The organism is Saccharothrix variisporea (assembly GCF_003634995.1).
Lineage (GTDB): Bacteria > Actinomycetota > Actinomycetes > Mycobacteriales > Pseudonocardiaceae > Actinosynnema > Actinosynnema variisporeum.
The window spans coordinates 4,882,573-4,907,491 of the sequence record NZ_RBXR01000001.1; the positions used below are offsets into that span (position 1 = coordinate 4,882,573).

The following is a 24,919-nucleotide window of genomic DNA, read 5'->3' on the forward strand; positions in this document are numbered from 1 at the left end:
CAACCCCGAGCGGCCCACGCCCGTACCATCTTCACGTGAGCCTCCACCTCTATGACACCGCGAGCCGGTCCATGCGGGAGTTCGTCCCGCAGGTCTCCGGAACGGCGTCGATCTACGTGTGTGGGGCGACGGTGCAGGGCGTGCCGCACATCGGCCACGTGCGCAGCGGGTTGAACTTCGACGTGCTGCGGCGCTGGCTCCAGCGCACGCACGACAACGTCCTGCTGGTGCGCAACGTCACCGACATCGACGACAAGATCCTCGCCAAGGCCGCCGACCACGGCCGTCCCTGGTGGGAGTGGGCGTACACGCACGAGCGCGCCTTCGAGGACGCGTACGCGCTGCTGGGCTGCCTGCCCGCCTCCTACGCGCCGCGCGCCACCGGCCACGTCACGCAGATGGTCGAGCTGATGCAGCGCCTGGTCGACGCGGGTCACGCCTACGCGGCCGGAGGTGACGTCTACTTCTCCGTCACCTCGTTCCCCGAGTACGGCGCGCTGTCGGGCCAGAAGCTGGACGAGGTCCACCAGGGCGAGTCGGCGGCGCAGGGCAAGCGCGACCCCCGCGACTTCACGCTGTGGAAGGCCGCCAAGCCCGGTGAGCCGTCGTGGCCGACGCCGTGGGGCGCGGGCCGGCCCGGCTGGCACCTGGAGTGCTCGGCGATGGCCACCACCTACCTGGGCGGCACGTTCGACATCCACGGCGGCGGCATCGACCTGATCTTCCCGCACCACGAGAACGAACAGGCGCAGTCCCGCGCGGCCGGCGACGGGTTCTCGCAGTACTGGATGCACAACGCCTGGGTGACGCTGAGCGGCGAGAAGATGTCCAAGTCGCTGGGCAACACCGTCAGCATCCCGGCGATGCTGGAGAAGGTGCGCGCGCCCGAGCTGCGCTACTACCTGGTCGGCCCGCACTACCGGTCGACGATCGAGTACTCCGAGGAAGCGCTGGACGAGTCGGTGGCCGCCTACCGGCGCATCGAGTCGTTCGTGCGCCGCGTGGTCGAGCGGACCGGGACCGTGGGCGAGGGCGAGCTGACGGAGCCGTTCATCGCCGCCATGGACGACGACATGGGCACGCCGGGCGCGTTGGCCGCGATCCACAAGCGGGTCCGCGAGGGCAACACCGCGCTGGAGTCCGGCGACGACCTGGGCGCGCGGTCGGCGGCCGAGTCGGTGCGCGCGATGACCGCCGTGCTGGGGCTGGACCCGCTGGCGTGGGCCGACGCGTCCACGACGGACTCGGGTACGAAGCAGGCACTGGCCACTTTGGTCGAGCGTGTGCTGGAAGAGCGCACGAAAGCCCGCAAGGACAGGGACTTCGCGAGGGCCGACGCCCTGCGCGACCACCTGCTCCTGGCCGGGATCGCCGTCGAGGACACCCCCGACGGTCCGCTGTGGACGCTGAAGGACGACTGACACCGTGGCAGGCAACTCCAAGCGCCGGGGCGCGATGCGCAACCCTGGCTCCAAGAAGGGCGCGGTCGTCGGTTCCGGCGGGCAGAAGTCCAAGGGCTTGCAGGGCAAGGGGCCGACGCCCAAGGCGTCCGACCGGCCCAACCACCCGGCCTACAAGCGCGCCCAGGCCAAGGCGAAGGCCGAACAGGTCCGCGGCCAGCGCCGCAAGGCCGCCGAGAACGCGCCGGAGACCGTCGCGGGCCGCAACCCCGTGGTCGAGTGCCTGCGCGCGGGCATCCCGGCGACGGCGCTGTACGTGGCGCTGGGCATCGACGCGGACGAGCGGGTGGCCGAGGCGGTCAAGCTGGCCGCCGACCGGGGCATCTCGGTGCTGGAGGTGCAGCGCGGCGAGCTGGACCGGATCACCGGCGGCGCGATGCACCAGGGCCTCGGCCTCCAGGTGCCGCCCTACGAGTACGCCGACCCGCGCGAACTGCTCGACGCGGCCCGGCAGACGAGCGCCCCGCCGCTGTTGGTGGCGCTGGACGGCGTGACCGACCCGCGCAACCTGGGCGCCGTGGTGCGCTCGGCGGCGGCGTTCGGCGCGCACGGCGTGCTGCTGCCGCAGCGGCGGTCGGCGAGCGTCACGGCGGTGGCGTGGCGGACCAGCGCGGGCACGGCGGCGCGGATGCCGATCGCGATCGCCACGAACCTGACCCGCCAGCTGCGGGAGTGGGCCGAGGAAGGCCTGATGATCGTGGGGCTCGACGCCGACGGTGACGTGGACGTCGACCACCTCGACCTGGCCACCGGTCCGCTCGTGGTCGTGGTGGGCTCGGAGGGCCGGGGCCTGTCGCGGCTGGTGAAGGAGACGTGCGACCAGACCGTGTCGATCCCGATGGCCTCGGGCGTGGAGTCGCTCAACGCGTCGGTCGCGGCCGGTGTCGTGCTGGCCGAGGTGGCCCGCAGGCGGCGCCTCGACGGGTGAGGTGCTCCCGCCACCGGCCGGGCGAGCGGGTGTGACGAAGGGCGGTTTGTCACCCGATCGGCTTCCTTGACGTCGTCCGGCGGATAAGGTCTGCGCCGATGTCCTTCGCCACCCCGCTGTTCCTGTGGTTCTTCCTGCCGCTCGTGCTCGCGGCGGTCCTCGTCGCGCCCAGGAACCGCCGCAACGCCGTCGTCGCGGTCGCCAGCCTGCTGTTCTACGTCAGCGGCGCGGGCGGCACGACGATCCTGCTGCTGGTGTGCATGGTCGCCAACTACCTCGCGGGGCGGCGGCTGGAGCCGGACGCGCCGGGCGACCGCCGCCTGGTGCTGGTCGGCTCGATCTGCCTGAACCTGGGCGTGCTGCTGATCTGGAAGTACGCCGGGTTCGCGACCGAGCAGCTGCACAACATCGCGTCCGTCGTCGGCGCGGACCTGCCGGTGGTGCACCTCGCGCTGCCGATCGGCATCTCGTTCTACACCTTCCACCACATCTCCTACGTGGTGGACGTCTACCGGGGCGAGCGGCCGGCGCTGCGCGACCCGGTCTCGTTCGTCACCTACATCGCGATGTTCCCGCAGCTGGTCGCCGGGCCGATCGTCCGGTTCCGGGAGATCGCCGACCAGCTGCCGCAGCCCCGGATGCACCGGTGGGACGACATCGCGGCGGGCTTCCCGCGGTTCGCGCTGGGGCTGTGCAAGAAGGTCATCATCGCCGACTCGCTGGCACCGCTGGTGGACGCGTGCTTCGCCACGCCGGGCGACCAGATGACCAGCGGCATCGCGTGGCTCGGCGCCGCCGGTTACACGCTGCAACTGTACTTCGACTTCTCCGGCTACTCGGACATGGCGATCGGCCTGGGCCGGATGCTGGGCTTCCGGTTGCCGGAGAACTTCGCCCGCCCGTACTCCTCCGTGACCATCACGGAGTTCTGGCGGCGCTGGCACATGTCGCTGTCCCGCTGGTTCCGCGACTACGTGTACATCCCACTGGGCGGGAACCGCACCGGCGTGCTGCGGACCTACCGCAACCTGGCGATCGTTTTCGTGCTGACCGGTTTCTGGCACGGGGCGAACTGGACGTTCCTCGTGTGGGGTTGTTTCCACGGCGCGCTGCTGGTTCTGGAACGCCGTTTCGGATGGGATTCCGCGCCGGTCGCCACGCCCGCCCGAATTGGCCGCCGGGTGCTCACCGTGCTGCTCGTGCTGATCGGCTGGGTGTTCTTCCGATCACCCGACCTGGGTACCGCGTTCACAATCATCGGCCATCTGGTCGCACCGGATTTCGGGGGCCTGACCGACGCGGTGGCGGGGGCGGCGACCAATCAGCGGATTGTGCTCCTGCTGGCCGCGCTGGTCATTGTGGTAATGCCCAGCCACCCGGTGACGGGGCCCTACCTGGAGTCGTCGCGCGACAAGATCGCGGTGGCCGCTAGGGTGTCCCTGATGACGGTCGGCGTCGCCTACGCCGCGATCCTGGTCGCGAGTGGCACGTTCAGCCCGTTCTTGTACTACCAGTTCTGATCATCGCCGGGCGGTGCGGGGAAATCGCGGTAGCGACATCACCGCGGCCCGCTCGGCGGCCCGCACGAGCGCACTGGACCGGTCGGACCAGCGACTGCGACGACCAATGGAGGTCGCCTTGACGCAGGGTAGGCGAGGTTTGCTCACGGGGGGTCACGATGGCGTCAACTGTCAAGAATAGGTGCCCGGCTTTTCGCCATTGTAACTACTTTATGTAACCGATCTCGTCCGTTCGGGTACACACTGTGGTAGGACAGGGATTGCAGAACCAGCAGCTTCTACCGTGCTAACCGAGGAAATTGTTACTCGGGTGGGGGTAACGTGACTCGCTCAACGGGGCCGACGAACCTGGAGGAGTGGTGACTTCCGGGGGGACCATCCGCGCGCTCGTGGGCAACCGCGAGTTCCGCGGCATGTGGATCGGCTCGACGGTGTCCACGCTGGGCGACCAGCTGGCGGCCGTCGCCCTGTCACTCCTGGTGTACGAGCGCACCGGGTCCCCCGCCTGGACCGCCCTCACCTGGTCGCTCACCCTGCTGCCGTCGCTGGTCTCCGGGCCGCTGTTGGGCTGGATCGCCGACCGGTTCCCGCGACGCACGGTGATGGTGAGCTGCGCGTGGCTGCAGGCCGCGCTGGTCGGGCTGATGGCCGTGCCGGGCGTGCCGCTGTGGCTGATGATCGTGCTGCTGGTGCTCGTGCTGATGGTCGCCTCGCCGTTCCTGGCGGCCCAGGAGGCGAGCCTGCCCGCCGTGCTGCCCGACAAGCGCTACGACGACGGCGTCGCCCTGTTCGGCACGTCGATGGACGTGGCCCAGATGGCCGGGTTGGCCGCGGCCGGGTTCTTGGTCACCGGGATGGGCGCGCACGTGGCGCTGGCGATCGACGCGGCGACGTTCGTGCTGGTCGCGGTGCTGGTGCAGCTGTCGGTCCGGCACCGGCCGGCCGCCGCGCCGCGGGGCGGGGAGCATCGGGAAGCCGAAGACGGCAAAGGAGCTTTCGCTCTGCTCGTCACGGAACCGCGTCTGCGCTCTCTAATGGGTATGCGCCTTTTGGCCGGCATCGCGATGGTGCCCGAAGGGCTCGCCGTGCCGCTGGCCGCGAGCCTCGACGCCGTGTGGGCGGTCGGACTCATCCTGGCCATCGAACCGGCGGCGAACGTGCTGGGCGTGGCCGTGTTGTTCCGGCTGGTCAGGGACCCGGCGAAGCGGGAGCGGCTGATCGGGCCGCTGGCCGTGCTGTCCCTGGCGCCGCTGGTGATGTTCGCGCTGAACCCCAACCTGACCTGGACGATCGCCCTGCTGGTGATCGCGGGCATGGCCGGGGCGTACCACACGCCCGCGCGCTCGGCGTGGATGCGCATCCTGCCCGACGCCTACCGCGGGCGGGCTTACGGCATCGCGCGCACGGCGCTGCGGTCCAGCCAGGGCGGCGGCATGGCGCTGGCCGGCGTGGTCGCACACGCGCTCGGCTCCGTGACGGCGACACTCGCGGGCGCCGGGGCCATCGGGGTGCTCCTCGCGGGGCAGGCGACCGTAGCCTGGAACCGCGCACGTGCCAGGACCGACCCGAACGCGGTGATCACATGAAACGGACTCATCATGAATGGCGATTCTCATGACGAGGCGTTCGTGTGCCGTCCGCGAGAACTCACGCACGCAGGGTGAAGTTCGCACGCACGGTGAAGTTTCGGAACCGGGCTCAAGGAGAGCGATGGGGTCACCACTCGCGGTTACGCATGGCAGACGCTCCTCTACGCGCGACTTGGGTACCGATGGGGGCCGTAAGGCCGCCGGGCCGGCGAGCAGCCGCGCGGCGGCGGCATGAGTGTAGGGGGGACGTGGTGAAGAACAGTTTGCCTGACCACGAGCCGTCCGCGACAGCCAGACGACGTCTGGTGCGCAACTGGGACCTTTGGTCGCTGCGCCGTACCGCGATCGCCTACATCCTTTCCGTCGAAGTGGCGGTCGCAATCGCCGCCATTTGGCTGCTGACTACCCTGCGTTTCGCCCCCGCCACGGATTGGGTGCGGTTCGCCGCACTCGTGTTGGCCATCACGATCCACCTCACGATCGTGCGGCGGGCGGAGGAATCCCGACGCGACGAATCGGCGGGTCCGTACTTCGACCTCACCTCCGTCTGGACTTTCGCGGCGGCCATCGTGCTGCCCGGCGGCATGGCGGTGCTGGTGGCCGTGTGGCTGCGGATCGTGCTGTGGCCGATCGCGCGCCGCCAGCCCTACCGGTTCGTGTTCACCTCCGCCCACATCGTGGCAAGCACGCTGCTCGCCAATGCCGCCGTCCACATGTCGGGACTGTCCCTCGGGTCGTCGTCCGGGCAGGTGCTGCTGGACCTCGGCCTGCTCGGCGTGCTGGTGCTGGTGGCGGCGCTGTACTGGTTCGTGCAGGTGGCGCTGATGTCGGTCGCGCTGCGGATCGTCAACCCGCAGACCCGGTTCGTCGACGCGCTGGGCTCCCGCAACGACAACATGCTGGAGATGACCACGCTGGGCGTCGGGGCGATGCTCGGCATGCTCATCGCCACCCACTGGGTCGCGCCGCTGCTGCTGGTCGTGCCGGTGATCCTGGTCAACGCGCTGCTGCACCGGGCGTCGGAGCGGCAGGCGCACCTCGAGCGCCTGGTGGCCGAGCAGCACAAGGCCCACCTGCAGCTCACCAAGGACGCCCACACCGACTACCGGACCGGCCTGTTCAACACCACCGGCCTGAACGAGCACGCCGCCAAGCTGACCGACGACTGCCGCCGGTCCGGGCGGCCGGTGACGGTCCTGGCGATCGACCTGGACCACTTCAAGCGCATCAACGACACGTGGGGCCACCCGGCGGGCAACGCCGTGCTGGCCGAGGTGGGCCGCATCCTGCGGGAGAAGCTGCGCCCCGGTGACGTGGCCGGCCGGGACGGCGGCGAGGAGTTCGTGGTGGTCCTGGCCGACACGGGCCTGGCCCAGGGCACGGCCATCGCCGAACGCGTCCGCGAGGCGATCGGCGAGATGTCGGTCGTGACCACGGACAAGCACCGCAACACCGTCACCCTGCGCGGCCGGAACCTGCCGGTCACCGAGGACGGCCCGGAGGTGCGGGCCATCTCGGCGTCCATCGGCGTGGCGGTGGTGCCGGACAACGGCGACTCCCTGGCCATGGCCCAGCACAGCGCCGACGCGGCCCTGTACACCGCGAAGGAGAACGGCCGCAACCAGGTGCGGGTGGCCGGGATCGACATCCACGCCCACCACCTACCCGGGCCGAGGGTCGACGAACCCGAGGTCAGCCGTTCAGCCTGAGGCCGTTCGAGCCCTCACCGTTCGAGCCCTCACCGTACGAGCAGCGCACCACCGTCACTCGAGCGCTTGGCGAGCGTAGGCGCGGACGTCCGCGTCGGTGTCCGCCAGGGCTCGCCGGAGTGCCTCCCGCACCTCGGCGCGCTCGGACCACCGCGCCAACACCCGCACCACCGCCTTCCGCACGTCCAGGTTCTCGTCACCCAGCGCAGCGATGACCCGCGCCGGGTCGCCGACCGCCCACACCGCGCCGACGCGCACCCGCCAGGACGGGTCACCCAGCGCGACCGCCGCCACGGGCTCCAGCTCGGCGAACCCCGCCCCCGACTCCAGCGCCGCCGCGCGCACCAACGGGTCGGGGTCGTGGGCCAGGGTGACCAGGACGTCCGGCCGTGCCCGCAGCCCGCCCAAGCCCTGCGCCACCAGAACGCGAAGCTCCCGCGAGGGGTCCGCCGCCACGTCCGCCAACACGGAGGCCGACCGCAGGGCCACCAAGCCCCGGACGCCGGCCACCCGCACCGCCGGGTCGGGATCGGTCACCGCCCGCGCGTACGTCTCCTCGTCACCCAGCTTCAGCGCCCACAACACCTCGACCGCCACGGCACCCGGGGTCGCCGCCAGCGCCTCGCGCAGGGCCTCGCTCGGCGGCACGACCTCCACCAGCTCCCGCAACCCGGCACCCGCCGCCGCCCGCACCTCCGCGTCCTCGTCGGCCATCGCCCGCACCAGCGCGAACTCGAACCCCGCGGGCACGGCCTCGGTCAGCACCGCCACCGCCGACCGCCGCACGGCCGGGTCCGGATCGGCCAGGTACGGCGCCAGGGTGGCCAGGTCGGGTTGCTCGTCGGTCAGCGCCAGCAGCTCCAGCAGCCGACCCGACGACGCCGACACCACACCCCGGTCCTCTGCCGCCACCGAGGAGGCCACCGTGACGGCCCGGCCGGCCAGCACCTCGACGGTCCCGGGCGGCGGCGTGAAGCCCTCGACCGGGACCAGGTACGGGGCCACCGGGCGTTTCACGAACTCCATGTCCCCGGCGGCGTTCTTGCGCAGGTTGAGGTGGTGGAACCACGAGTCGTCGTCACGGCCCGGTGTGTCCACCCGGTCGTGGTAGAGGCCCCAGCGGCTCTCGGTGCGGGTCAGGGACGCGTGGGCGGCCATCTCGGCGCAGTCCCGGATGAAGTGCACCTCGGCGCACCGCATCAGCTCGTGCGGCGTCCGCGCGCCCATCCCGGCGATCTCGGTCTTCATCCGCTCGAACGACTCCAGCGCCAGCTCCAGCCGCGTCCCGGACTTCGGCGGGGCCACGTAGTCGTTCACGAACCGCCTCAGCTTGTACTCGACCTGCGCCTGCGGCGGGCCGTCCGGGAAGCGCAGCGGGCGGTAGATCAACTCGTGCGCGACCGCGATCTGGTCTTCGGGCAGATCGACGGCAGAACCGCAAGAGACCGCCGCGTCCGCGCCGGCCAGGTCGCCGAACACGAAAGCGCCGAGCATGTAGTTGTGCGGCACGCAGGCCAGGTCGCCGGCCGCGTACAGGCCCGGCACGGTGGTGCGGCCGTGGTCGTCCACCCACACGCCGGACGCGGAGTGGCCGCCGCACAGGCCGATCTCGGAGATGTGCATCTCGACGTCGTGCGTGCGGTAGTCGTGGCCGCGTCCGCTGTGGAACGTCCCGCGCGTCGGGCGTTCCGTGCTGTGCAGGATGTTCTCGAGCGCGGCCACGGACTCCTCGGGCAGGTGCGTGGTCCGCAGGTACACCGGGCCGCGCGGGGACGCGATCTCGGCCGCGACTTCCGCCATCATCTGCCCGGACCAGTAGTCGCAGTCCACGAACCGCTCCCCCAGCGCGTTGACCTGGTACGCGCCGAAGGGGTTGCCGACGTACGCGCACGCCGGCCCGTTGTAGTCCTTGATCAGCGGGTTGACCTGGAAGCACTCGATGCCCGACAGCTCCGCGCCGGCGTGGTAGGCCATCGAGTAGCCGTCGCCCGCGTTGGTCGGGTTCTCGTACGTGCCGTAGAGATAACCGCTGGCCGGCAACCCCAACCGTCCACATGCGCCGGTCGCCAGGATCACCGCGCCCGCGGCCACGGTCACGAACTCGCCGGTGCGCGTGTTGAACCCGACCGCCCCCACGGCCCGGCCGTCCGACACCAGCACCCGCACGGGCATGACCCGGTTCTCGATGCGGATGTGCTGCCGCATCGAGCGTTCTCGCATCACCCGGTACAGCACCTTCTTGACGTCCTTGCCCTCGGGCATCGGCAGGACGTACGAGCCGGACCGGTGCACCTGCCGGACGTGGTACTCGCCGTCGGCGTCCTTCTCGAACTTGACGCCGTACCGCTCCAGCCGCTGCACCATCGCGAACCCGCGGGTGGCGGTCTGCAGCACGGTCCGCTGGTCCACGATCCCGTCGTTGGCGCGGGTGATCTCGGCGACGTAGTCCTCCGGCGAGGCCTTGCCGGGGATCACGGCGTTGTTCACGCCGTCCATGCCCATCGCCAGCGCGCCCGAGTGCCGCACGTGGGCCTTTTCCAGCAGCAGCACGGACTTCCCGTGCTCGGCGGCGGTGATGGCGGCCATGGACCCGGCCGTGCCGCCGCCGATCACCAGCACGTCGCAGGACAGCTCGACCCGCTCCGAAACCGCGGGAATCTCCATCAGCCCATCACCGCCGCCAGGATCGCCTCGCGCTCCACGTCGACCTCGCCCGCGCCGAGCACCACGGCCCGGTCGCCCAGCAGCACGGCCTCGTCCACGTCGTGCGTGACGAAGATCGTCGTCGTCCCGGTCTCCCGCAGCACCTCGACCACCAGACCCTGCATCGCCGCCCGGGTCTGCGCGTCCAGCGCGCCGAACGGCTCGTCCATCAACACCAGTTTGGGCGCCTGCGCCAACGTCCGCGCCAACTGCACGCGCTGCCGCATCCCGCCGGACAGCTCGCGGGGCAGGTACTTCTCGAACGCCGCCAGCCCCACGCGGTCCAGCCACGACCGCGCCAGCGCACGGCGCTCCACTTTGGACACTCCGCGCAACGCCAGCGGCAGCTCGACGTTCCGCAACGCCGTGCGCCACGGCAGCAGCCCGTCGTCCTGGAAGACCAGCGCCCGCTCGCGGGACGGCCCGCGCACCGGCTCACCGTCCACCAGTACCCGCCCGGACGTGATGGGCAGCAGCCCCGCCACCGCCCGCAACAGGGTGGACTTGCCGCACCCGGACGGCCCGGCCACCACCACGATCTCGCCGTCGTCGATCGTCAGGTCGACGCCCTGCAACACCGCCGACCGCCCGTACCCGACGGTCAGGCCCTCGATCCGCACGCTCATGCCCGCGCCTCCCGGGGCAGCCACCGCGTGGCGCGGCGACCCAGCAGCTCCACCGCCGACGACGTCAGCCAGCCCAGCAGGCCGATGGTGACCATGCCGACGATCACGCCGGGGTAGTCGACCACCGTGTAGGCCTGCCAGGTCCGGTAGCCGACGCCGAACTGGCCGGAGATCATCTCCGCCGAGATCACGCAGATCCAGGACACGCCCATGCCGACCGACAGCCCGCCGAACACGCCCGGCAGCGTCCCCGGCAGCACGACCTTGACCAGCACCTGCCACCGGCTGCCGCCCATCGTGCGGATCGCGTCCTCCCAGATCGTCGGCAGCGCCCGCACCGCGTGCCGGGTGCTGACCAGGATCGGGAAGAACGCGGCCACGAACGTGATGAACACGATCCCCTGCTCGTCGGTGGGGAACAGCAGGATCGCGATCGGCACCAGCGCGATCGCCGGGATCGGCCGCACCACCTCCAGCAGCGGCTGCAACAGGTCTTCCAGCACCCGCGACCGCGCCACCACGACCCCCAGGGCCGTGCCGAAGACCGCCGCGAGCAGGAACCCGAGGCCGATGCGCGCCAGGCTGCTGCCCAAGTCCTGGTAGTACTCCGACACCTGGACCTGCTGCACGAACCGCTCGGCCACTTCCACCACGGTCGGCAACTGGTCGAACCGCAGCCACACCCGCGCCCCGGTCACCGTGAGCACCTGCCACAGCGCCAGTCCCACCGCGAGCGACACCGCTCTGAGCACCCACCGGCCGGACATCACGCCTCCGCCAGCGCCTGCGCGTAGGTGAGGACGGGACCGCGCTTCTCGGCTTCCGCCAACGTCGTGAACGGCTGGAGCTTGCCGTCCACCCGCACCCAGTGCGCGTGCTCGGCGAACCACCGGGTGCCGGTGGCGGCGTCCGGGACGTAGGCCACCCGGACCTTCCTGCCGGCCTGCTTGACCTGCTTCAACAGGCACTCGGGGGTGGCCGCCGGGACCGTGGTCGGCTCGCCGTCGAACCAGATCTCGCCGGCCGTGGCCGGGTCGGACACCTCGACGCCGCACGCCTTGTCCGTGCCGGTGATGCGGGCCGGGTTGACCAGCTCCTCCGTGCCCGCGCCCACGGCGGCCTTGAGCGGCCCGTCGTCGATGAACCGGTCGACGTCCAGCTCCTCGATGTTGCCGATGGACTTCAGGAACGGCACGTCCTCGCGCAAAGCGTTGCGCAGCACGGACTTCAGCGACAGGTCGAAGGTGGCGATGCCGTTGGCCCCGTTGTAGAGGTAGACGACCTCGGTGGGCAAGCCGGTCGCCTTGGCCACGATCTCCGCCGCCGGCAACGGGTTCTCGTGCAGGAACTTCGTCGCGTCGAGTTGGGCGCGCAGGAACTCGGCGAGCACGTCGGGCTGGGTGGTGGCGAACGGCTTGCGCACCACGACCCCGTGCAGCGTCGGGAAGTTGAGCGCGGCGCCGTCGTAGAGCAGCTTGGCCTGCTTGTCGAACACCAGCTGCCCCGGCCACGCCACGAACTGCGACAACGCCGCCACCCCACCGCCCTGCAACGCCGACGCGCCCACGGACGGCTGTTGGTTCTCCACCGTCACGCCGATGTCGCCGAGCGCGCGGACCAGCGTGCCGTGGCCGGCGGACCCGACGCTGGCGGACACCTTCTGGCCCTTGAGGTCGGCGAGCGTCTTGGCGGTGGAGTCGGGCCGCACCACGACCATGTTGAGCGCACCGCGCGGGTTGTAGCCGGTGACCGACACCATCCGGGTGCCCTCGTCACCCTGCTTCTGGGTGCGAGAACCGTTGATGAGCAACGGGAAGTCGCCCATCGAGCCGATGTCGATCTTGCCCGCGATCATCTGCGCGGTGATGGGGGCGCCGGTGTCGTAGTCCTGCCAGGTGACCTCATACTTCCTGCCGGTCTTGCGCCCCAGCTCTTCCAGGCGCTTCTCGAAGAACCCCTTGTCCCTCAACAGGGTGCCGGCGGTGACGGTGTTGATGGTCTTGGACTGGTAGCCGATGACGACCGCGACCGTGTCGGAGGACGCCTCGCCCGTGCCACACGCCGCCACCGCTGTCGTCGCCACCAGGATGCTCAGGAGCTTGCGCATTCGGGGTCCTCTCACCGCAGCAGGTAGGGCATGTTGATCTCGACGGCGCCCGTGGGGCAGCGCGCGGCGCACGGGCCGCAGTACCAGCACTCGTCCACGTGCATGTAGGCCTTGTTGGTCTCGGGGTGGATGGCCAGCGAGTCCAGCGGGCACATGTCCACGCACAGCCGGCAGCCGTCGATGCAGCGGGACTGGTCGATCGTCACGGGGACGTCGACCCGGTTGTTCACCAGGGCCATCGTGTGCGCTCCCAACGGGTTTTCAGGGTGTGCGGCGGCATTCCGCGCGCATGGTCAGGCGGTCGCCGCGCATGCGGATGAATTCGAGGTCGACCGGGCGACCGTCCGCGAAGTGGCTCAGGCGTTCGACCACCAGCAGGGCCGCGCCTTTGGGGACTTCGAGCACGGTGGCCGCGTGGAGGTCGGCGTTGACGGCTTCGAGCGTCACGGCAGCGGTGCCCAGGCGCTGGCCGGAGGTCTGCTCGATGAGCGAGAAGATGTCGCGGTGGCGGAGGTCCTCGTCCAGCAGCGGCAGGCCGACGTCCATCGCCAGGTAGGTCAGGTCCAGCGAGAGCGGCAGGCCGTTGAGGCGGCGCAGGCGTTCGACGTAGACGACCTGCTCGCCGTCGCCGAGGCGGAGTCGTTGCGCCACCGGGGAAGGCGGCTTGATCGGGCCGGCGGCGCGGACGTCGTTGGTGACCTCGCCGTGCTCGTGCAAGGTCTCCGCGAGGCCCATCAGGTGGTTCAGGCCGTGCGCGTACTTCTCGGTGACGACGACGGTGCCCACGCCGGGCACGCGTTCGATCAGACCCTCTTCGCGCAACAGGTCCAGGGCCTCGCGGATGGTGTTGCGGGACACCGAGAACTCGGTCGCGAGGAACATCTCGTCCGGCAGCACGCCGTCCGGGAACGCCCGTTGCACGACCTGCTGGCGGATCACGTCGGCGGCCTGCCGCGCCCGGTCGGCGCGCAGTCGCCGTTCGGGTGCGCTGCTGCTCATGGCGCACAGTCTGGGCCGGCAACGGTGAACGGACCGTGGACGGAGTGTTACGCCACCTGGGAAAACCCGGGTCAGCGCCCTGACCTGCGCAGCGTCCGCCCCCAAGGCCGTCCTACGCCACTGGACGACCGTCCCAGCTAGTGGACACGGGCCGCGCGGCTCCGGGCACCCCCGAAAGCTCGGCATACGAGGTATATCAGGAAGGACACCGCCGTGACGAACGCGCTCACCGGCACGCCGGGCGCGAGCGACAGCACGATCCCCACCACGACGGCGGTCTCGGCGAACACGATCGCCAGGACGGTCGCCTTCCACGGCGAGGCGGTGACCCGGGACGCGGCGGCGGCCGGCGTGATCATCAACGACAGCACCAGGAGCGCGCCGACGATCTGCACGCTCAACGCGGTCGTCACGCCGACCAGCACGAAGAACACCACGGACAGGGTCCGCACCGGCACACCGCGCGCGGTCGCCACGGCGGCGTCCACGGACGAGAAGTGCAGCGGCCGGTAGATGAACGCCAGCACCGCGATCACGGCCGCCGCCGTGCCGATCAACAACCACATGTCGGTCGAGCCGACGGCCACGATCTGCCCGGTCAGCAAGCCGAACTTGTTGGCCGTCCGTCCTTTGTAGAGCGCCAGGAACAGCACACCCAGACCGAGCCCGAACGCGAGGATCGCGCCGATCACCGAGTCCCGGTCGGAGTCGCGCCGGGACAGCAGGCCCAGCAGCAACGCCGCCACCACCGAGCCGGCCAGCGCCCCGTACCCGACGCCGACGCCGACGAGCAGCGCCGCCGCGCCGCCGGTGAACGCCAGTTCGGCGGTCCCGTGCACGGCGAAGGCCATCTTGCGGGTCACGACCAGCGGCCCGAGCAGCCCCGCGGTCAGTCCGAGCACAGCTCCCGCGACCAGCATCTGCTGCACGAAGCCGTAGCCGAGCAGCTCGAAGGTCAACGGCAGGTCGAAGAAGTGGTCCATCAGCCCTCATCCGCCACGTGGTGCGGCTCGTCCTCGCACACGTGCTGCGCGCCGACCACGTGGATCTGGTCGCGCACGCGGACCACCTCGACGTTCGTGCGGTACAGCTGCGACAGCGTGGCCGAGGTCATCACCTCGGCCGGGGTGCCGATCCGGAACCGGCCCTCGACCAGGTACAGCACCCGGTCGACCAGCGGCAGGACCGGGTTGATCTCGTGGGTGACGAACAGGACGGCCGTGCCGGCGGCGCGGCGGCGCGCGTCGATCAGGTCGCTGACCACCCGCTGGTGGGCGAGGTCGAGCGAGAGCAGCGGCTCGTCGCACAACAGGACCTCGGGGTCGCCGACCAGGGCTTGGGCGACGCGCAGGCGCTGCTGCTCGCCACCCGACAGCAGCCCCACCGGCTCGTCGGCGTACCGGGTCGCGCCCACCGACTCCAGGGCCGCGTCCACCCGCGCCCGACGCGCCTTGCGCCCCCGCAGCCCGGTGCCCCACTCGTGGCCGTCGAGCCCGAACCCGACCAGGTCCCGGCCGCGCAGGCTCAGGCTCGGGTCCAACGCCCGCTGCTGCGGGATGTACCCGATGCGCCGGTTCCCGCCCGCGACCTCCACCGTGCCCCCGGACAGCGGTTGGAGTCCCAGCAGGACCCGCATGAGGCTGGTCTTGCCCGACCCGTTGGGGCCGAGCACGGCCACGAACTCGCCCGGGGCGACGTCCAGGTCCAGGCCGTCCCACAGCACGCGGTCGCCGTAGGACAGCCTCGCGCCACGCAGGGCGACCGCACTGCGCACGGACCTGTCCGTCACCGGGGTGATCATCCGCGCAGCGCCTTCTCCAACGCGTCGACCTGCTTCGTCATCCACTCAAGGTAACCGGTGACGCCCTCGGGCAACGTCTCGGTGACCTCCACGACCGGCACGCCCGCCTGCTTGGCCTTGTCGACCAGGCCCTTCACGGCGGTGTTCTCGGTCTGGGTGTTGTTGACCAGCGCGGTGACCTGCTTGCCCTCGACCAGGCCGGTGACCTCGGCGATCGCGGCGGCCGGGATGTCGCTCTCGGCCTCGACCGCGTTGGCGAACGACTCGGGCGTCACGTCCTCGACGTCGGCGGTGTCCAGCAGGTAGTGCGCGACCGGCTCGGTCTCCAGCACCTTCTTGCCCTTGCCCACCCCGTCGAGGCGGCTGTGCAGCTCCTCGACCTTCTGACCGAACTCGGCCGCGTTGGCCTCGAAGGTCGCCTTCTTGTCCGGCGCGATGGCCGACAGGTCGGCGGCGGCCTGGTCGGCGACCTTGCGGACGGTGTCCAGGTCGTACCAGACGTGCTCGTTCACCTCGTGGTCGTGCCCGTCGGCGGGCTCACTGGTCGCGGTCGTCTCCGAGCCGTGGTCGTCGTGCCCGTCGGCCTTGCCCGACAGCGGGAAGGTCTCGATCTTCTTGGCCGACTCGGTCTCGGGCCCGAGCAGCGTGGCGAAGAAGTTGTCGTACCCGCCGCCGTTGAAGATGACCAGCTTGGCGTCCCGGACCGCGGTCACGTCGGACGGCTTGCTCTCGTAGGAGTGCGGGTCGCCGGAGGGGTCGTTGATGATCGAGGTGACCTCGACGGCGTCGCCACCGACCGCCTTGACCACGCTGCCCCACACGTTGGTGGAGGCGACGACCTTGATCTTGCCATCGGCACCGGCGGGCGCTTCGCCGTTGCCGCAGGCGGCCAGGGCCACGGCGGTCACGGCGGCCACCGCACCGAGCAACGCGTTACGGACAGTCATGGCGAAGCTCCTCGACAGGCTGATTCACAGGTAATGGAAACCGTTGTCGAGTTCAGTTTAGAACGCTCCGCCACCGACCTGTCCAGCGGCATGCCCCGTTCGTGCGGAGGGCCACCTCCGCCGCAGGAGGTGGCCCTCATCGCACCGGGCGGGTCAGTCCGTCAGACGCGAACCCGACTCCGGGTGGAACAGGTGGATCTCGGTGGCGTCCCGCACGGCGACCTTCACGGTCTGGCCCAGGGTCGGCGGGGTCCGGCCGTCGACGCGCACGACGAACCGCTCCGAGGAGTCACCGATCCGGACCGCACCGTGCACCAGCGCGTCCGCACCCAACTCCTCGACCAGCTCGACCACCATGTCCATGCCGTGGTCCTGCGAGGACACCAGCGCCAGCGACTCGGGCCGGATGCCGAAGGTGACCTCGGACAGCCCCTCACCGGCGGCCTTGTCCAGGGCCCGGCGCTCCAGCGGGACGACCACGCCGTCGAGCTTGGCGCCCTCGGCGGTCAGCGGGACGGTCTTGAGGTTCATGGCCGGCGACCCGATGAACCCGGCGACGAACGCGTTGGCCGGCTTGTCGTACAGGGCGCGCGGGGTGTCGCACTGCTGGAGCAGGCCGTCCTTGAGCACGGCGACCCGGTGGCCCATCGTCATGGCCTCGACCTGGTCGTGCGTGACGTAGATGGTCGTGGTGCCCAGGCGCTGCTGGAGAGCGGCGATGTTCGCACGCGTCTCGACACGCAGCTTGGCGTCGAGGTTGGACAGCGGCTCGTCCATGAGGAACACGGAGGGCTCGCGCACGATGGCACGCCCCATCGCCACACGCTGCCGCTGACCACCGGAGAGCGCCTTCGGCTTCCGGTCGAGGTACTTGGTGAGGTCGAGCATCTTGGCCGCCTCGGCGACCTTGTTCTTGATCTCGGCCTTGTTCACGCCGCGCAGCTTGAGGGCGAAGCCCATGTTCTCGGCGACGGTCATGTGCGGGTAGAGCGCGTAGGACTGGAACACCATCGCGATGTCACGGCCCTTCGGCGGGACGTTGGTGACGTCCTTGCCGCCGATCTTGATGGCCCCTTCGTCGACGTCCTCGAGCCCGGCGAGCATCCGCAACGCCGTCGACTTGCCCGAACCCGAGGGCCCGACCAGCACGAGGAACTCCCCGTCGGCGACGTCGAGCGACAGCTCGTCCACCGCGCGGACCGGCGGGTTGCCGGAGAACACCCGCGAAGCCTTGACGTACGCGACCTCAGCCATGTGTGACGCACCTTTCCACCGCAAGCTTTGCCGCAACGCTAGGCATTGCAAGCGCTTACGGGAACACCGGAATTGGTCTAGTTCCACCCCCTCCGACAGCGGCCAGCGCCCCCGCCACGCCCCTCCCCCAGGGACCGCACAGCCGAGGACACCCCCGCCCGCAGCGCGGGCTCTTCGGCGAAGCCGGGCGAGCGGGCAGTCCGCCTTGCCGAGTGGGCAGTCCGCCGGAGGGGACACAACTCAACTTGGGCTTCTTGCTTTTGTCATCTCCGTATGGCCTGCCCGAAGGGCTACCACATTTTCCAGGGGTTGCAGCCGAAAGTTTTGCGAGGAACGAGCAAAAGTTTTAGCGGCAACCCCTGGAAAATGTGGTAGGCTCCGCCAGGCCATACGGAGATGGCAAAAGCAAGAAGCCCCCGCCGTTGCAGTTGAGTCATCTTTGGTGGCCTGCCCGCCGGCGAGGCGCTTTTCGCTTTTAAGCTCTTTAAACCGGAACGCTTCGCTCTCAAGCCGAACGCGCTTCGCGCTGGAACGCGCTGGCGCGCTCGAAAGATGAAAAGCGGCGCTCGCCGCGCGGCAGGCCGCCAGCGGGGGGTGAAGGGCGTCGGTTCCCCCACCGCATGACCTGGCGGAGCCAACCACATTTTGGGCCGGGTGCCGCTAAAACTTTTTGCTCGTTCCTCGCAAAAACTTTCGGCTGCACCCGACCCAAAATGTGGTAGCCCTTCGGGCAGGCCATACGGCGGGGGAACCGAGGCCCTCCACCTGTGGTTGGGACCACGGCACCGCGCGCTGCGCGCGCCGAAAAGCCGTCCTGGGAGGCGGTCAGCCCTTGACCGCGCCGGACGACAACCCCGTCACCAGGAACCGTTGCACCAGGTAGAACACCGCGATCGCCGGAATCGCCACCAGGATCGAGGCAGCCGCCAAGTGCCCCCACTCGGTCCGGTTCTGCTGCACGAACACCTGCAACCCCACCGCCAGCGTCTTCGACTCGTCCGCCGCCGACAAGAACGCCGACGCGAACGCCACCTCACCCCACGCCGTCAGGAACGCATAAAACGCAGTAACCGCCAACCCGGGCCGCGCCAACGGCAGCACCAACCGCCAGAACACCCCGAACGGCGACAACCCGTCCACCCGGCCGGCCTCATCGATATCAGTCGGGATGGTGTCGAAGTACCCCTTCAACATGTACGTGCAGAACGGCACCGCCGTAGTGCAGTACACCAGCACCAACCCGATGCTCGTCCCCTGGATCCCCAAGGTCAACAAGATGTTGTACAACGGCACGATCAACACCGCGAACGGGAACATCTGCACGACGAGGAACGACAGCATCAGCGACCGCTTGCCCGGGAACCGGAACCGCGAAGCCGCGTACCCCGTCGTCGCGGACAGGAACACCGCGATCACCGTCGTCATCAGAGCGATCAGCACGGAGTTGCCGAACCACGCCAGGAAGTTGCCCTTCTCCCCGGACAGGATCCGCACGTAGTTGTCCACACTGGACTCGTTCACCAGCTTGGGCGTGGTCTCCACGGCCCGCGCGTCGGGCTTGAACGACGTCACCAGCACCCAGAACACCGGGAACACGGCGATCAGCGACGCGACGACCAGCGCCGCGTGCAGCCCGATGCTGGCCCGCAGCGACCGTTCGGCGCGCTTCACACCCGTCCGACGAACAGGAACAGCCTTGAGGGAAGCGGCTTCGACCGTCATCACCACACCTCGCCTTGCTTGCGCAGAGCACGCCGGTAGACGCTCGCGAACACGAGCAGGACGGACAGGATGAGCACGCCGTAGGTCGACGCCACCGCGTAGTCCCGGGACGCACCGGAGAAGAACCGCTCGAACGCGTACGTCACCAGGATGCGGGTGTTCGGGTTCGGCCCGGTGATCAGGTAGATCACGGCGAACATGTTGAACGTCCAGATGATGCCCAGCAGCACCACGGTGCTGGACACCGACTGCAAGCCGGGCAGCGTGACGTGCCGGAACCGCTGCCACGCCGAAGCGCCGTCCATCTCGGCGGCTTCGTACAGGTCACCGGGGATCGCCTGGAGGCCACCCAGCAAGGCGACCATCATGAACGGCACGCCGAGCCAGATGTTCACGATCATCACGGCCACCAGCGCCCAGTCCGACTGGCCCAGCCACACCGGGTCGGGCAGGCCCACCGCCCGCAGGACCTGGTTGATGATCCCGTACTGGGCGTTGAACATGTACTTCCACGCGAACGCGCTGATGAACGCCGGCACCGCCCACGGCAGGATCAGCAGCACCCGGTACACGGTCCGCCCGCGCACCTGGCGGTTGAGCAGCAGCGCCAGGACCAGGCCGATGGTGTAGTGGAAGAACACGCAGCCGAAGGTCCAGATCAGCGTGCGGACCAGGGTGGACCAGAACGAGCCGTAGCTGGGGTCGCCGGACAGGACGTGCAGGTAGTTGTCCAGCCCGACGACTGCGTAGGTGGCGGCCCGGTCGAGGACCGGGTTCGCGATGTTGCCCTCGTTGATGTTCGTGAAGGTGAAGAACACGCCTTGGGCGAGGGGCAGCAGCACGAGCACGGCGATGACCACCACCACCGGCAGCACCATCGCGTACGCGTACCAGTGCCGGTCCAGGAACCTGCGCACTGTCGCCTCCTTGTGTGGGTGGGGGTGGTCGGAGTGTGGTGGACGGCGGGAGAACTCGGAACCGCGAAGTGTGCCGCGCGCCCTTCAGCAGAGCGCGCGGCACACGGAACGCATCAGCCGATGGAGTACTCGGTGACGACCTGGTCCTTGTAGGCCTTGGCCACCTCGTCCAGGGCGGCCTTCGGGGCCTTCTTGCCGGCCAGCACGTCCGCGTAGGCGATCTTCAGCGGGTCGAACAGCTGGCCGCCCTCCGGGATCCACGGGCGGGCGTGGGCGGCGGTGGCGACGGGCTGGAAGGCGGAGACGATCGGGTTGGCCTTCACGTCGGCGTTGTCGTAGGCGCTCTTGCGGGTCGGCAGCAGGCCCAGTTCCTTGGCCACCTGGACCTGGGACTCGGTGCTGCTCATGCACGCGATGAGCTTCTGCGCGCTGTCCTTGGCCTTGGTGCCCTGGCGGATGACGTAGTCGTGGCCGCCGACCGGTGCGGAGCCCTTGCCGGCGGTCTCGCCCGGGACCGGCGCGATGCCGAGGTTGGTCTTGTCGGCGAACGCGGTGCCCTTGAGGTAGTCGGCGACCGACCACGGGCCGTTGATCACCATGGCGACCTCGCCGCCGGAGAACGCGGCCTGCATGTTGTTGTAGGAGTTGGCCGGGTCGAGGGCGGTCGAGGCGGCCTTCGCGTCCAGCAGGCCCTTCGCGGTCTCCAGGGCCTTCACGTTCTGCGCGGAGTTGACGACGATCTTCTTCGCGTCGGCGTCCACCAGGTCGCCGCCGGCGCCGTAGATGAACGGCAGCGCGTAGTAGGCGTCGTTGTTGATGAAGATCGTCTTCTCGCCGCCGAGCTTGGCGGCGGCGGCCTTGACCTCGTCCCACGTCTTCGGGGGCTCGACGCCGGCGTCGGCGAGCTTCTTCTTGTTGTAGAACAGCGCGAGGCTGTCGGTGACCTGCGGGACCCCGTAGGTCTTGCCGTCGTACTTGGTGGAGCCCAGCGGGGTCTCCAGGAAGTCGGACGTGTCCTTGGCCAGGTCGGTGCCGGACAGGTCCATGACGTAGCTCAGCTTCGCCAGCTGCGGCACCCAGGCGACCTCGGCGCGGAACACGTCGGGGCCCTGGCCGCCCTGCGCGGCGGTCTTGTAGTTGTTCAGCGCCTGGTCGAAGGCGACCGTCTCGGTCTTGACCTTGTAGCCGCCCTTGGTCGCGCAGTCCTGCGCGATCTTGGCGAACACGGGGCTCTCGTTGGGGCCGCTGGTGTCCCAGAACGTCACCTCGCCGCTGTCCGCGGAGGAGCCGCCGCCACCCCCGCCGCACGCGGTGAGGGTGAGGGCGCCGGCGATGCCTGCGGCCAGGGCGGTCACGAGGGTGGTACGTCGCATCGTTGCTGTCGTCCCTCCTGCTGGCCTCGTCGCGACGAGGTTCTGCAAGAACTTGCGAAATTGTTGCCGCGGATTTCACTCCCCTGAGCACTGCTCGGTCAAGGGGCAAGACGTAACCAAGCCGTAACGGAGGCGTCCGGGTGGGCGAAACGCGGTGAAGACGTTGCAAACTTTTGCGACGACGGGCAGGCTGCTGCCGCAACGCAAACGCAGAACCGATCTCCAGGAGGCGTGGTGTCCGGTCTGTCCGAGATCGCCAGGGCGGCCGGCGTGAGCATGTCGACGGTGAGCCGGGTGCTCAACCGGCGACCCGGGGTGAACGACGAGACGCGGCAGCGGGTGCTGGCCGTGCTGGCGGAGATGCCCTACACGCCGCGCGGTGTGGGCGCGTTGCAGCGCACCGGGGTCATCGGGCTGCTGGTGCCGGAGCTGTCCAACCCGGTCTTCCCGGCCTTCGCCGAGGCGCTGGAGGTGCGGGCGGCGCGACTGGGGTACTCGTCGCTGCTGTGCAACACGCGGGCGACCGGCGCGGCGGCGATGGGCGAGGAGGAGTACGTCCGGATGCTGCTCGCGCGGGGCGTCGAGGGCATGGTGTTCGTGTCGCCGGAGATCACCAACGTCGAGGTGCCGCTGGGCCAGGCGCCGCGGCCGAGCTACTACGCGAAGCTGCTCGACGACGGCGTGCAGATGGTGTTCCTCAACGGCGCCACGCCGTCGCTGGACGTGCCGGACGTGACCGTGGACGAGCAGCACGCGGGCTACGCGGCGACCCGCCACCTGGTGGAGCTGGGGCACCGCCGGGTGGGGTTCGTGTCGGGGCCGGCGCGGTCGCTGCCGTCGCGGTTGAAGCGGGCCGGGTGGGCGGCGGCGCTGGAGGAGGACGGGCTGCCCGCGGGCGCGGAGTTCGTGGCGCACGGGCCGTTCGGGCCGGAGGGCGGCGCGGAGGCGGTGGCGGCGCTGCTGGACACCGTGCGGCCCACGGCGGTGATCTGCTCGTCGGACCACATGGCGATCGGCGTGCTGCGGGAGGCCCACCGGCGCGGGTTGCGGGTGCCGGAGGACCTGTCGGTGGTGGGCTTCGACGACATCCCGCTGGCGGCCTACTGCCTGCCGTCGCTGACGACCCTGGCGCAGCCGATCGAGGAGATGGCGGCAGCGGCGGTGGACGAGTTGGTGCACCGGCTGGACCCCGATCGGCGCAGGCGTCCGCCGGGCAACTACACGAGGGTGTTCCGCCCCCGGCTGGTGGTGCGGGAGACCACCGCGCCACCCCGATTGGTTTAGACCAATGTGTTGCGAAACAACGTAGTCCTACCTGCGGAGATGACTTTTTGCAGGGACGGTGGTCACCCCCACTTCTGTAATTGGTTCTGAACCGTTACGGTCACTTCATGGCGCGGTCGATGCATGTGCGACGCCCCGCGACGCTCGCCTCACTGGCGGCTGAGCTGGGTGTTTCCCGGACAACGGTGTCCAACGCGTACAACCGTCCCGACCAGCTCTCGCCGGAGCTGCGACGCCGGGTGTTGGAGACAGCGAGACGACTCGGGTACCCGGGGCCCGACCCCGTGGCCCGTTCCCTGCGCACGCGCAAGGCGGGTGCGGTGGGCCTGCTGCTCACCGAGAACCTGTCCTACGCGTTCCGCGACCCGGCGGCGATCGGGTTCCTGGAAGGCCTGGCGCTGGCCTGCGAGGACGCCGGCACGGGCCTGCTGCTGGTACCGGCGAACCCCGAGCGCGAGGACGTGGCGGCCGTGCACCGCGCCGGCGTGGACGGCTTCGTCGTCTACTCCGTGCCCGACGACGACCCGCACCTGGCCGCCGTGCTGGAGCGCCCGGTGCCGACCGTCGTGTGCGACCAGCCCGACCTGGACAACGTCGACCGCGTGGGCATCGACGACCACGCCGCCATGAACTCCCTCGCCCGGCACCTGATCTCGTTGGGGCACCGCCGGATCGGCGTGGTGTGCATGCGCCTGGCCCGCGACCGCAACGACGGCTACGTGACCGTGGAGCGCCAGCGGTCCGCGCACTTCCACGTGCAGCGGTCGCGCCTCGCGGGCATCGCCGAGGCGTTCGGCGAGGTCGGCGTGGACTGGGCGTCCGTGCCGGTGGTGGAGCGGTTCGACCACACCATCGCCTCCGGCGCGTCGGCGGCGGCCCAGGTGCTCGACCGCGACCCGCAGATCACCGCGCTGATCTGCACGTCCGACATCCTCGCGCTGGGCGCGCTGGGCGAGGCCCGCAAGCGCGGGCTCAACGTGCCGCACGACCTGACGGTCACCGGGTTCGACGGCATCCGCGAGGCCGAGCAGGCCGGGCTGACCACGGTCCGCCAGCCGGTGCTGGAGAAGGGCCGCGCGGCGGGCAAGCTGCTGCTGGACTCCGCCGAGCGGTCCCGGCCGCGGTCGGTCACGCTGTCCACCGAACTGGTCGTGGGCTCCACCGCCGCCTCGCCGCGCGGGGTCGTGGAGGAGCGCTGGTTCGGCCCGTGAGGGTGCGGCCGGTCAGGTCGCCGGCCCGTGACGGGTGCGCCGGTCAGGTCATCCGGAACACGACCGGGTCGCTGACCTTGCCGGCCACCTTCGCGGTGAGCAGGTAGTCCCCGGGCCCGAGCCGGGTGTGCTTCGCGCAGCCCGGCTCCGACGTGGTGCCGCGCCACTTGATGCCGAAGTCGAACACCTCGCCCGGCTGCATGACCCGCACCTCGGACCCGTCGGTGGCGAAGCAGTCGTTGCTCGACCACAGGCGCGTGGCGCCGTCCGCCGAGGTGACGACGAGCTCGCGGACCGCGCGGCCGATCTCCTTGGTGCAAGGCAGCGGTCCGGTGTTGGACACCAGGATCGTGAACCCGACCTGCTCGCCCACCGGGTAGGCGGTCTTCTCCACCTGCGCCTTGACGCTGACCTGGGCGTCGTCGCACGGCTGCGGCGGCCCGGGCGGGGGTGTGGGCTTGGGCGGTTCCGGAGCGGGCGGCGGCGGCGGTGGCGTCGTGGACGACGAGGACGCCGGGACGGGCGTCTCCGCCTGCGGCGGCGGGCTGGACGAACCCGCGGCGACGGGAGCCGGCACCGGGTCACCGCGCCCGATCAGCGCCCCGACCAGCCAGACGACCAGCACGAGCGCCACGACCGCGCCACCGGCGGCCAGCACGCGGCGCCGCCGGTACACGGTCGGCGGGAGCGGGCCTGTGGGGTCGATCACAAGATCGAACGTAACGGGCGACCTGCGGATATCGGCGGAAGCGGGGGTAACCCGATGCGG

At 70.2% G+C, this 24,919-nt stretch carries 21 protein-coding genes; 7 read left to right on the forward strand and 14 right to left on the reverse strand.

Going from position 1 to position 24,919, the window contains the following annotated elements:
• Window positions 1-35: 35 nt before the first annotated feature.
• The 5 genes from cysS to DFJ66_RS21865 all read left to right on the forward strand — a co-directional run bounded on the left by cysS (window position 36) and on the right by DFJ66_RS21865 (window position 7,206).
• Entirely contained in the window at window positions 36-1,421 is a 1,386-nt protein-coding gene (gene cysS, locus DFJ66_RS21845; protein ID WP_121223518.1) for a cysteine--tRNA ligase, read from the forward strand.
• A 4-nt stretch (window positions 1,422-1,425) separates the two neighbouring features.
• Window positions 1,426-2,388 (forward strand): 23S rRNA (guanosine(2251)-2'-O)-methyltransferase RlmB, encoded by a 963-nt coding sequence (gene rlmB / locus DFJ66_RS21850; protein ID WP_121223519.1) that lies wholly within the window; start codon window positions 1,426-1,428, stop codon window positions 2,386-2,388.
• Between the two features lie 98 nt (window positions 2,389-2,486).
• Window positions 2,487-3,908 carry an MBOAT family O-acyltransferase gene (locus tag DFJ66_RS21855; RefSeq protein ID WP_121223520.1) on the forward strand — a complete coding sequence of 474 codons (1,422 nt, stop codon included), beginning with the start codon at window positions 2,487-2,489 and terminating at the stop codon, window positions 3,906-3,908.
• Window positions 3,909-4,267: 359 nt separating this feature from the next.
• Window positions 4,268-5,494 carry an MFS transporter gene (locus DFJ66_RS21860; RefSeq protein ID WP_121231551.1) on the forward strand — a complete coding sequence of 409 codons (1,227 nt, stop codon included), beginning with the start codon at window positions 4,268-4,270 and terminating at the stop codon, window positions 5,492-5,494.
• A 437-nt stretch (window positions 5,495-5,931) separates the two neighbouring features.
• Window positions 5,932-7,206: a GGDEF domain-containing protein gene (locus DFJ66_RS21865; RefSeq protein WP_246029852.1), complete on the forward strand. Its 1,275-nt coding sequence runs from the start codon at window positions 5,932-5,934 to the stop codon at window positions 7,204-7,206.
• Between the two features lie 54 nt (window positions 7,207-7,260).
• On the opposite strand, the gene DFJ66_RS21870 is transcribed toward DFJ66_RS21865, so the two are convergent.
• The 13 genes from DFJ66_RS21870 to DFJ66_RS21930 all read right to left on the reverse strand — a co-directional run bounded on the left by DFJ66_RS21870 (window position 7,261) and on the right by DFJ66_RS21930 (window position 21,655).
• The gene (locus DFJ66_RS21870; protein ID WP_121223521.1) at window positions 7,261-9,870 is read right to left on the reverse strand and encodes a fumarate reductase/succinate dehydrogenase flavoprotein subunit; all 2,610 of its coding nucleotides are present in this window, start codon (window positions 9,868-9,870) and stop codon (window positions 7,261-7,263) included.
• A complete protein-coding gene (locus DFJ66_RS21875) occupies window positions 9,870-10,535 on the reverse strand; it encodes an ABC transporter ATP-binding protein (protein WP_121223522.1) in 666 nt (221 codons plus the stop codon). Before DFJ66_RS21875 ends, DFJ66_RS21870 begins: the two co-directional genes overlap by 1 nt.
• Window positions 10,532-11,302, reverse strand: coding sequence for an ABC transporter permease (locus DFJ66_RS21880; RefSeq protein WP_121223523.1), 771 nt, complete (start codon window positions 11,300-11,302; stop codon window positions 10,532-10,534). The genes DFJ66_RS21875 and DFJ66_RS21880 overlap by 4 nt, the downstream gene beginning before the upstream one ends.
• On the reverse strand, window positions 11,302-12,642 hold the full coding sequence (locus DFJ66_RS21885; RefSeq protein ID WP_121223524.1) for an ABC transporter substrate-binding protein: 1,341 nt from the start codon (window positions 12,640-12,642) through the stop codon (window positions 11,302-11,304). Before DFJ66_RS21885 ends, DFJ66_RS21880 begins: the two co-directional genes overlap by 1 nt.
• Window positions 12,643-12,653: 11 nt before the next feature.
• On the reverse strand, window positions 12,654-12,881 hold the full coding sequence (locus DFJ66_RS21890; RefSeq protein WP_121223525.1) for a 4Fe-4S dicluster domain-containing protein: 228 nt from the start codon (window positions 12,879-12,881) through the stop codon (window positions 12,654-12,656).
• A 22-nt stretch (window positions 12,882-12,903) separates the two neighbouring features.
• The gene (locus DFJ66_RS21895; RefSeq protein WP_121223526.1) at window positions 12,904-13,641 is read right to left on the reverse strand and encodes a GntR family transcriptional regulator; all 738 of its coding nucleotides are present in this window, start codon (window positions 13,639-13,641) and stop codon (window positions 12,904-12,906) included.
• Window positions 13,642-13,778: 137 nt separating this feature from the next.
• Complete coding sequence (locus DFJ66_RS21900) at window positions 13,779-14,624, reverse strand: metal ABC transporter permease (RefSeq protein WP_121223527.1); 846 nt, start codon at window positions 14,622-14,624, stop codon at window positions 13,779-13,781.
• Complete coding sequence (locus tag DFJ66_RS21905) at window positions 14,624-15,430, reverse strand: metal ABC transporter ATP-binding protein (protein WP_397556311.1); 807 nt, start codon at window positions 15,428-15,430, stop codon at window positions 14,624-14,626. The genes DFJ66_RS21900 and DFJ66_RS21905 overlap by 1 nt, the downstream gene beginning before the upstream one ends.
• Before the next feature lie 8 nt (window positions 15,431-15,438).
• The gene (locus tag DFJ66_RS21910) at window positions 15,439-16,389 is read right to left on the reverse strand and encodes a metal ABC transporter solute-binding protein, Zn/Mn family (RefSeq protein WP_121223529.1); all 951 of its coding nucleotides are present in this window, start codon (window positions 16,387-16,389) and stop codon (window positions 15,439-15,441) included.
• Window positions 16,390-16,542: 153 nt separating this feature from the next.
• Entirely contained in the window at window positions 16,543-17,643 is a 1,101-nt protein-coding gene (locus DFJ66_RS21915) for an ABC transporter ATP-binding protein (protein ID WP_121223530.1), read from the reverse strand.
• Window positions 17,644-18,468: 825 nt separating this feature from the next.
• Window positions 18,469-19,365 carry a sugar ABC transporter permease gene (locus tag DFJ66_RS21920; protein WP_121223531.1) on the reverse strand — a complete coding sequence of 299 codons (897 nt, stop codon included), beginning with the start codon at window positions 19,363-19,365 and terminating at the stop codon, window positions 18,469-18,471.
• Window positions 19,365-20,282, reverse strand: a complete 918-nt coding sequence (locus tag DFJ66_RS21925; RefSeq protein ID WP_397556240.1) for a carbohydrate ABC transporter permease — start codon at window positions 20,280-20,282, stop codon at window positions 19,365-19,367. The genes DFJ66_RS21920 and DFJ66_RS21925 overlap by 1 nt, the downstream gene beginning before the upstream one ends.
• A 113-nt stretch (window positions 20,283-20,395) precedes the next feature.
• On the reverse strand, window positions 20,396-21,655 hold the full coding sequence (locus DFJ66_RS21930) for an extracellular solute-binding protein (protein ID WP_121223532.1): 1,260 nt from the start codon (window positions 21,653-21,655) through the stop codon (window positions 20,396-20,398).
• A 234-nt stretch (window positions 21,656-21,889) separates the two neighbouring features.
• Between DFJ66_RS21930 and DFJ66_RS21935 the strand changes: the two genes are divergently transcribed.
• Window positions 21,890-22,939, forward strand: a complete 1,050-nt coding sequence (locus DFJ66_RS21935) for a LacI family DNA-binding transcriptional regulator (RefSeq protein ID WP_121231557.1) — start codon at window positions 21,890-21,892, stop codon at window positions 22,937-22,939.
• Between the two features lie 107 nt (window positions 22,940-23,046).
• Window positions 23,047-24,150, forward strand: a complete 1,104-nt coding sequence (locus DFJ66_RS21940) for a LacI family DNA-binding transcriptional regulator (protein ID WP_121223533.1) — start codon at window positions 23,047-23,049, stop codon at window positions 24,148-24,150.
• A 43-nt stretch (window positions 24,151-24,193) separates the two neighbouring features.
• Here DFJ66_RS21940 and DFJ66_RS21945 read toward each other — a convergent pair whose 3' ends face one another.
• Window positions 24,194-24,859 carry a hypothetical protein gene (locus tag DFJ66_RS21945; protein ID WP_211351270.1) on the reverse strand — a complete coding sequence of 222 codons (666 nt, stop codon included), beginning with the start codon at window positions 24,857-24,859 and terminating at the stop codon, window positions 24,194-24,196.
• Between the last annotated feature and the right edge of the window lie 60 nt (window positions 24,860-24,919).

Excerpts from the sequence above, each read along its gene's own strand:
- DFJ66_RS21855 (WP_121223520.1), top strand. The coding sequence starts at position 2,487 with ATGTCCTTCGCCACCCCGCTGTTCCTGTGGTTCTTCCTGCCGCTCGTG.
- DFJ66_RS21870 (WP_121223521.1), bottom strand. The coding sequence starts at position 9,870 with ATGGAGATTCCCGCGGTTTCGGAGCGGGTCGAGCTGTCCTGCGACGTG.
- DFJ66_RS21875 (WP_121223522.1), bottom strand. The coding sequence starts at position 10,535 with ATGAGCGTGCGGATCGAGGGCCTGACCGTCGGGTACGGGCGGTCGGCG.
- DFJ66_RS21880 (WP_121223523.1), bottom strand. The coding sequence starts at position 11,302 with ATGTCCGGCCGGTGGGTGCTCAGAGCGGTGTCGCTCGCGGTGGGACTG.
- DFJ66_RS21885 (WP_121223524.1), bottom strand. The coding sequence starts at position 12,642 with ATGCGCAAGCTCCTGAGCATCCTGGTGGCGACGACAGCGGTGGCGGCG.
- DFJ66_RS21890 (WP_121223525.1), bottom strand. The coding sequence starts at position 12,881 with ATGGCCCTGGTGAACAACCGGGTCGACGTCCCCGTGACGATCGACCAG.
- DFJ66_RS21895 (WP_121223526.1), bottom strand. The coding sequence starts at position 13,641 with ATGAGCAGCAGCGCACCCGAACGGCGACTGCGCGCCGACCGGGCGCGG.
- DFJ66_RS21900 (WP_121223527.1), bottom strand. The coding sequence starts at position 14,624 with ATGGACCACTTCTTCGACCTGCCGTTGACCTTCGAGCTGCTCGGCTAC.
- DFJ66_RS21910 (WP_121223529.1), bottom strand. The coding sequence starts at position 16,389 with ATGACTGTCCGTAACGCGTTGCTCGGTGCGGTGGCCGCCGTGACCGCC.
- DFJ66_RS21915 (WP_121223530.1), bottom strand. The coding sequence starts at position 17,643 with ATGGCTGAGGTCGCGTACGTCAAGGCTTCGCGGGTGTTCTCCGGCAAC.
- DFJ66_RS21920 (WP_121223531.1), bottom strand. The coding sequence starts at position 19,365 with ATGACGGTCGAAGCCGCTTCCCTCAAGGCTGTTCCTGTTCGTCGGACG.
- DFJ66_RS21930 (WP_121223532.1), bottom strand. The coding sequence starts at position 21,655 with ATGCGACGTACCACCCTCGTGACCGCCCTGGCCGCAGGCATCGCCGGC.
- DFJ66_RS21940 (WP_121223533.1), top strand. The coding sequence starts at position 23,047 with ATGGCGCGGTCGATGCATGTGCGACGCCCCGCGACGCTCGCCTCACTG.